Source organism: Okeania sp. SIO2B9 (assembly GCF_010672505.1).
GTDB lineage: Bacteria > Cyanobacteriota > Cyanobacteriia > Cyanobacteriales > Microcoleaceae > Okeania > Okeania hirsuta.
Genome location: NZ_JAAHGK010000285.1, coordinates 1 through 6,736, shown reverse-complemented (window position 1 = coordinate 6,736; position 6,736 = coordinate 1). Strand labels below are relative to the sequence as shown.

Genomic DNA, 6,736 nt, shown 5'->3' with positions numbered 1-6,736 from the left:
CGGCAGCCCACCGGTGCCGAGCCGTGGTAAGAACCAAGAATCAAACTGAAAATTTTCACCTAAAGATTTAGCCAAATCAATTTCACCAGATTTTTTTATATTTTCCTTTCCATTCAACCCAATCATTTTCAATATTCAATAACCTTGGCAACTTTTTCACAAAATTAAAAAAAGTTGGTGGGAAATTACTCAAATTTTTCCAGTAAAATTTAAACCTATTATAGCAAATTGATAAATGTTTGCTACAAATAGCTAGGGTATTTTTTAGGAGTCAACCCACCCCTAACCCCTCCCAGGAGGGGACCCAGGAGGGGAAGTCAGGAGGACCGAGTCAGAATGAATTGCTTCAATACCAATTTTTAGGTCATAAATTATCTTTTTCTCTTGGTGCGCTACCAGGTACTACTGGTGTCGTCGCGGGGTCGCACCGCTCTCTTGGTCGATTGGAGATGGCGCAGGTTTCCTAGCCATCCCACCCTACGGGAAGCTGCGCTAACGACCGCTTTGTCAAAGAGACATTTCCTGTACTTGTATTTTAGTCACACTTATATTACTTATTACTGTGCATGACTACCATTCCACTCTATGATTATCTATAAGAAATTACTTGGTAAAAAGGAATCAAAATGACAGAAAAAATCCCAGAAGTTACTATCTATACTGATGGTGCTTGTAGTGGCAATCCTGGTCCTGGTGGGTATGGTATAGTTATTATTACTGATAAACAGCGCCAAGAACTATCTGGTGGTTATAAGTTAACTACTAATAACCGCATGGAATTAATGGCAGCAATACTAGGACTTCAAACCCTAGAATCTGCCTGTGATGTTACTCTTTATACTGACTCTAAATATATAGTTGATGCCATTACTAAAGGTTGGGCAAAACGCTGGCGAGCTAATGATTGGAAACGGAATAAAAAAGATAAAGCAATGAATCCCGATCTATGGGAAAAATTATTAGATTTATGTAACCAACATCAAGTGGAATTTTTTTGGGTGCGCGGTCATTCTGGCAATATAGAAAATGAGCGATGTGATAAGTTAGCAGTGCAAGCATCACAACAACCGAATTTACCGCAAGACTCCGGTTATTAAAATATGACTGATGTAAGAGTGTGGGGAGTGCTCGCCCCAAACTCATCTTTCAACCTGCACCTTCTGCACCTTATATCAAATCCGGAAGCATTGGTGTAATTAGATTCATAGTGTGGAGAGATGTGAAGATAAAAAAAGATTTGGCAATGGCGCTGTTATGAAACATTTTTTTAGACCAAACCCGAGCGGATTTGATATTAGACATAAATTCTGGTACTCCCTGAATACCAAGATTTAACTGAAAGACAACACCAGCACCAGACTCCTCTGTTGTCAGGCGATCACCAAGTATTTAGTATTTTTTTCTTCTTTAAAAAACCGACTTTAAACCTTCATTATATAGAATCCGGTTATACAGTATATATTTATAGTTCTATCCATACTTCAACCTCCCCACCTCCCCACACTCTTTATCTCTGCCAACTATATAATAAGTATTCAACCGGATTTGATATTATTCGGCAAGATCAAATCTCATCAATCGGAAATTATTTGAAGTCTTGAGTAAGAAAATATCTCTGAGGTGAGAGATATTATTTTTCTGATTATCTATTTACATAATATTAACCTTTACGAGGAACATAAACTAGCCTATTATCTGAGTATTGGTACTGATTTTTTTCAAACAATAACTATTCAAAAAATGTCTGAAAGCTGATGATAAAAACTCTTATTATCTAGTTTTTTATTGAGAAACTAAGCCATGGACTACCAACTGCTAATTTCTGACGTATATAGATGAGCGATTGTTAAAGTTTTCAATTATAATTATTAATTTTATAGCTGATAAATAACTGTTATTTATCCATTGTGATTTTTTCGATCTATTGATAATAATATTAATTGTTGATTAATAGCGATTAACCTTGATATTACTTGTTTATTCTTCCACATTCGTGATTATTTATAAATAACTTGACATTTATTACTTTCCTTGTATAATTATTGAATTTCTCATAATCTGTGATCAAACTGTACAATATTTAGATCGATAAAGATATTAATGATTTTAATGTGAGGTAAAATATGAATAACAAACTAATTATTATCATATTTAGTATTATATTTTCTTTAATTAATCCTGGGGTTGCTCAGTCGCAAGAAGTATTACAAGAAATTAAACAAACTGGTGTACTGAAAGTCGGAATGAGAAAAGATGCGGCTCCTTTTGGTTATGTTTATGGTAGTAAATGGGAAGGAATTTGCATAGAATTAATGAATGGGTTTAAAAAAATTTTAGAAGAAAAATTAAACAGAAATATTAGTATAGAAAAATTAGAAATTCTTCTTGATGAAGAATCAGAAAAAGGTCGTCACCGCAGCGTAGCTAATAAGCGAGTTCATCTAGAATGTGGTCCTAATACTATTAGAAAAAATCCACCAACAGGAGTCATTTATTCCAAACGTTTCTTCACCACTGGTAAATATTTAATGATGAAGCCAGACAGAAGACTAACAGTTAATCCTGATGGATTTATGGAAGGAATTTTAATTGGAGTTCTCAATGATTCTCTGACAAAATAATTCATTGATAGTCGATACCAACTAGCAGACCAAAAGGTTTATCAAGGAGCGTCGGGAAGAGAAACTGCTGTGAAAGATGCTGTTGCAGGTACTATTGATGCTTTTGCTAGTGATGGTATTTTATTAGTAGGAGAAGCTTTCCGGAAAGGATTAAAGGAAACTCAATATTCAATAGAACCAAATCGACCACTTACCTGTATTTCATACAGCATGATTTTACCCGCCAATGATTCAGAGTGGGAAAAAACAGTCAATGAATATATTCGCGTTAAACTTTCCATTAGTCAAATTACAGATATTTTAACCAAATTAGCAGGAGCAACATCTCCATTGCTGATAAATGTAGTGGGTTATAGAACCCATTTGATCGCTATCTATTTATATAGTTATAGTTAAAGATAGGGAGTAGGGGAGTAGGGGAGATGGGAGAATTTTTCGGTAGTTGTGCATTTTCATGGGTCGTGCATTGTCATTATTTTTGTTACCAGAACAGTGGGAGCATCTTGCCCCCATGCCAGGCATTCCTTGTTCTTGTATACCATTACGCGACCAGGACTACCAATTTTTCTACCTTTTTCCCCTCTTCTCTAACTGAATCTCCTAACTTCTGACTCGGTCTTCCTAACTCCAGTAGCTAAAATCACATACCGCGTGCATAGATACCAAATGGGTTCTATAAAAAAACAGGAAGAAGAAATTAAGCCATCTTGCCTCTTGCTTCTTGCTTCTTCCTTACCTTTGCTATACAATACCGATGCTACCGGACATAATATGATTACCTGGTAACGAGCAAAAAGTTCATTTAGCCTCTAAACTAGATTCAGCAATCTATATATTAGGAGGGTTAGCTTTGACTGAAGATAATAACTATTCATCCCCTTCCATAGCTACTATTTCTCGTCAAGAATTACGGGAGTTAGTTCGATCACAACTTCAAGCTCTGTTAGAACAAGATAACTTATCTGGAGCTAAAGCGATGTTAGTTCCTGTACAACCAGCTGATATTGCCGAAGCGATCGAAGGTTTACCAGAAACAATGCAAGTCATCGCATTTCGCTTGCTTTCTAAACGTGAAGCGATCGAAGTTTATGAACAACTAGACTCCAGCGTACAACAGTCTCTGTGCGAAAAGTTCAAACGCCAAGAAGTTATAGATATCGTTGATAAAATGTCACCTGATGACCGTGCTAAACTATTTGAAGAATTGCCCGCAACCGTTGTCAGGCGTTTATTAGGTCAACTTAGCCCTGCTGAACGCCAAGCTACAGCGCAGCTTCTGGGTTACAACTCTGGAACAGCAGGACGGATAATGACTCCGGAATACATCTCCCTAAAAGAAGAATATACAGTTTCTCAAAGTTTAGAACGTATTCGCTCATTAGCTCACGTTACTGAAACAGTTTATTCTCTATATGTGACTGACACTAACCGTCATCTCACAGGTATTCTGTCATTGCGAGATTTAGTCACTTCTCAACTCAACCAAACCATCAGCGAAATTATGAGCCGTGATTTTGTCTGCGTGCAAACTGGTACTGACCAAGAAGAAGTTGCTCGTATTATTCAGCGTTACGACTTTTTGGCAATACCAGTAGTAGATAGCGAACAACGACTCGTGGGTATCATTACCATTGATGATGTTCTCGATATTTTGGAACAGGAAACTACCGAAGATATTTATGCTCTAGGTGGCGTACAGTCTGAAGGTGATAACTATTTCCAGGTAAATCTATTTACTGCTGCTCGCAGAAGAGTGGTCTGGTTATTTGTGTTACTGCTGACAAATAGTGTGACGGGTGGAATTATTACAGCGCAAGAAGATATTCTGAAAAAAGTAGTTGCCTTAGCAGCATTTATTCCATTGTTGACTGGTACTGGAGGGAATGTGGGAGCGCAATCTTCCACTGTTGTGATTAGAGGTATGAATACCGATGAAATTTGGAAAATAGGGCCATTTAAAGTGATTCTGCGTGAAGCTGCTGCTGGCGCAATACTTGGGAGTGTTCTCGGTTTGTTAGCAACAGTTTGGGCTTTCCTGTTTATTGTCAATGGTAATTTAGAAGTGTCAGTGACAGTGGGTGTAAGTTTGCTGGCAATCTCAATTTTGGCTTCTGTTGCTGGTTCGTCTTTGCCATTCCTGTTTCGTTCATTTGGGTTAGACCCCGCCTTAATGTCAGCACCGTTTATTACTACTGCTGTAGATGTTCTCGGTGTTTTGATTTATTTCAACTTGGCACGAGTAATTCTACAAATATGAAAAAGTGTCGGGGCGGGTTTCAAGGTTGGGCAAAAATTGTTATACCTAGCTATTTATATTTAATATCATGTCCGGTAGCATCAGTATTGTATAGCGAAGCTAAGGAAGAAGGAAGAGGGAAGAGAAAAGAGGGAGGAAGACTATTGAGCAAGAAAAAAACCTAAATTTCCTGTAGATATTCACTCTTGGGTTTACACAAACAATACCAATGGACATGATATAAAACCCGCCATGACAAATTTTAAATATATTATGCTGCCACGGTTCATATATCAGAACTTACGCAAGTACGCTATATATAGTTTTTAATAACTATGATATGTCTGTATTTAGTTAGTAAATTTGACCAGTGCCGTAAAACTATGTTATACTGTGGCCAGATAACTTTTGTTGGGCTACACGATCACGTCATCAACAAAACATTTAAGACTGAAGAATCCCGCGTTGTCGCGTAAGCGCAACGTCGGGAGTATATCAAAACTAACTACGGTCAATTTCTGCCAAAATTTTATCTAAGATTTCTTGGGCACCTTGTTTTCTCAATTTTTGAGCTAATTCAATACCTATTTGTTCTGCATCAGAGGCAGCACCAGTAACAATATCCTTAACTAATTTCTGACCATCTAAACTAGCAACAATGCCAGTTAAAGTCAGTTGTTCCTCTTCTATTTTAGTATTGACACCAATCGGAACTTGACACCCACCTTCCAACTCTCTCAAAAAAGCACGTTCGGCATAACATCTTTGAGCCGTGGAAGTATGTTCCAGACTCTTCAATATATCAAGAATATCATTATCTCCGTCACGACATTCTATTCCTAAAGCACCTTGCCCAACTGCATGAAGAGAAACTTCTGGCGGTATAACCTGATGAATGCGATCGCCCATACCCAATCTATGCAAACCAGCAAAAGCTAAAACTAGGGCATCATACTCTCCAGCATCTAATTTTGCTAATCTAGTATTGAGATTACCACGAACATCCTTAAATTCAAAATAGGGGTAATGGTGGCGGAGTTGTGCCAAACGTCTCAAGGAAGATGTACCAATAACAGCACCTTCTGGCAAAGCTTCAAGTTGTTTATCTTTAAACTTTTCATGGACGACTAGAGCATCTGCTGGGTTTTCCCGTTCGGTAACACAACCTAAAACTAGACCTTCTGGAAGATTTGTAGGTAAGTCTTTGAGAGAATGAACTGCTAAGTCAGTTTCGTTTTGCAGCATTCCCAACTCTAGTTCCTTGGTAAAAAGTCCTTTGTCCCCAATTTTTGCTAAGGCCACATCCAGAATTTTGTCCCCCTGAGTAGACATGGTGTGGACTTCAAATGTGATATCTGGGAAATTTTTCTGGAGTTCTTCTTGTACCCAATAAGTTTGAACTAAAGCGAGTTGACTTTTGCGGGAACCGATCCGAACGGTACGAGTAGGGGCAGATACTGTCATATCTTAATAATTTCGAGTAAATAATTGTGGTCATTCTTTCTATAATACCGTAAAAAGGGGCCTAATATAGCGCTACGCGCAAGTCAGAAGTCAAAAGTTAAAAGTTAAAGCAGTTAATTCTGGCTCAAAAAATTTATTGCTGGCTCAGTTGCAGTTAATTCTGGCTCAAGTATAAATCTAGTTGCAATTAATCCTGGCTGAAAAAGTTCCTTATTGCTGGCAACTACAACTAATTATCCAAAGCTTCGCTAACGTTGAACTGGGTTTATGCCATACCAGGAGAAGGTTTTATACCATTTTGAAAAAAGAATGTTACGAATAGTAAGAGGGATAAAAATAATTTTCAGGAGACATCCCTTTGACAAAAAAGATGATTTCCAACCTAAAAAGTGGTATTGAAGCCATTCCCATACGA

At 37.6% G+C, this 6,736-nt stretch carries 7 protein-coding genes; 6 read left to right on the top strand and 1 reads right to left on the bottom strand.

Annotation, left to right across the window (positions count from 1 at the left end; all coding sequences use genetic code 11):
- The first annotated feature begins 239 nt into the window (after positions 1–239).
- The 6 genes from F6K13_RS12255 to F6K13_RS12230 all read left to right on the top strand — a co-directional run bounded on the left by F6K13_RS12255 (position 240) and on the right by F6K13_RS12230 (position 5,042).
- A complete protein-coding gene (locus F6K13_RS12255) occupies positions 240–467 on the top strand; it encodes a hypothetical protein (protein WP_124146312.1) in 228 nt (75 codons plus the stop codon).
- Positions 468–626: 159 nt separating this feature from the next.
- The gene (rnhA, locus tag F6K13_RS12250) at positions 627–1,097 is read left to right on the top strand and encodes a ribonuclease HI (protein WP_192901167.1); all 471 of its coding nucleotides are present in this window, start codon (positions 627–629) and stop codon (positions 1,095–1,097) included.
- Positions 1,098–2,123: 1,026 nt separating this feature from the next.
- On the top strand, positions 2,124–2,621 hold the full coding sequence (locus F6K13_RS12245) for a hypothetical protein (protein WP_124146313.1): 498 nt from the start codon (positions 2,124–2,126) through the stop codon (positions 2,619–2,621).
- Positions 2,622–2,690: 69 nt separating this feature from the next.
- Positions 2,691–3,017, top strand: a complete 327-nt coding sequence (locus tag F6K13_RS12240) for a hypothetical protein (RefSeq protein ID WP_124146314.1) — start codon at positions 2,691–2,693, stop codon at positions 3,015–3,017.
- A gap of 454 nt (positions 3,018–3,471) precedes the next feature.
- A complete protein-coding gene (gene mgtE / locus F6K13_RS12235; RefSeq protein WP_124146315.1) occupies positions 3,472–4,878 on the top strand; it encodes a magnesium transporter in 1,407 nt (468 codons plus the stop codon).
- Positions 4,875–5,042, top strand: a complete 168-nt coding sequence (locus tag F6K13_RS12230) for a hypothetical protein (protein ID WP_161564953.1) — start codon at positions 4,875–4,877, stop codon at positions 5,040–5,042. The genes mgtE and F6K13_RS12230 overlap by 4 nt, the downstream gene beginning before the upstream one ends.
- Positions 5,043–5,358: 316 nt before the next feature.
- Here the strand turns inward: F6K13_RS12230 and hemC are convergent, their stop codons facing one another.
- Positions 5,359–6,321, bottom strand: coding sequence for a hydroxymethylbilane synthase (hemC, locus tag F6K13_RS12225; protein WP_124146316.1), 963 nt, complete (start codon positions 6,319–6,321; stop codon positions 5,359–5,361).
- Positions 6,322–6,736 lie beyond the last annotated feature (415 nt).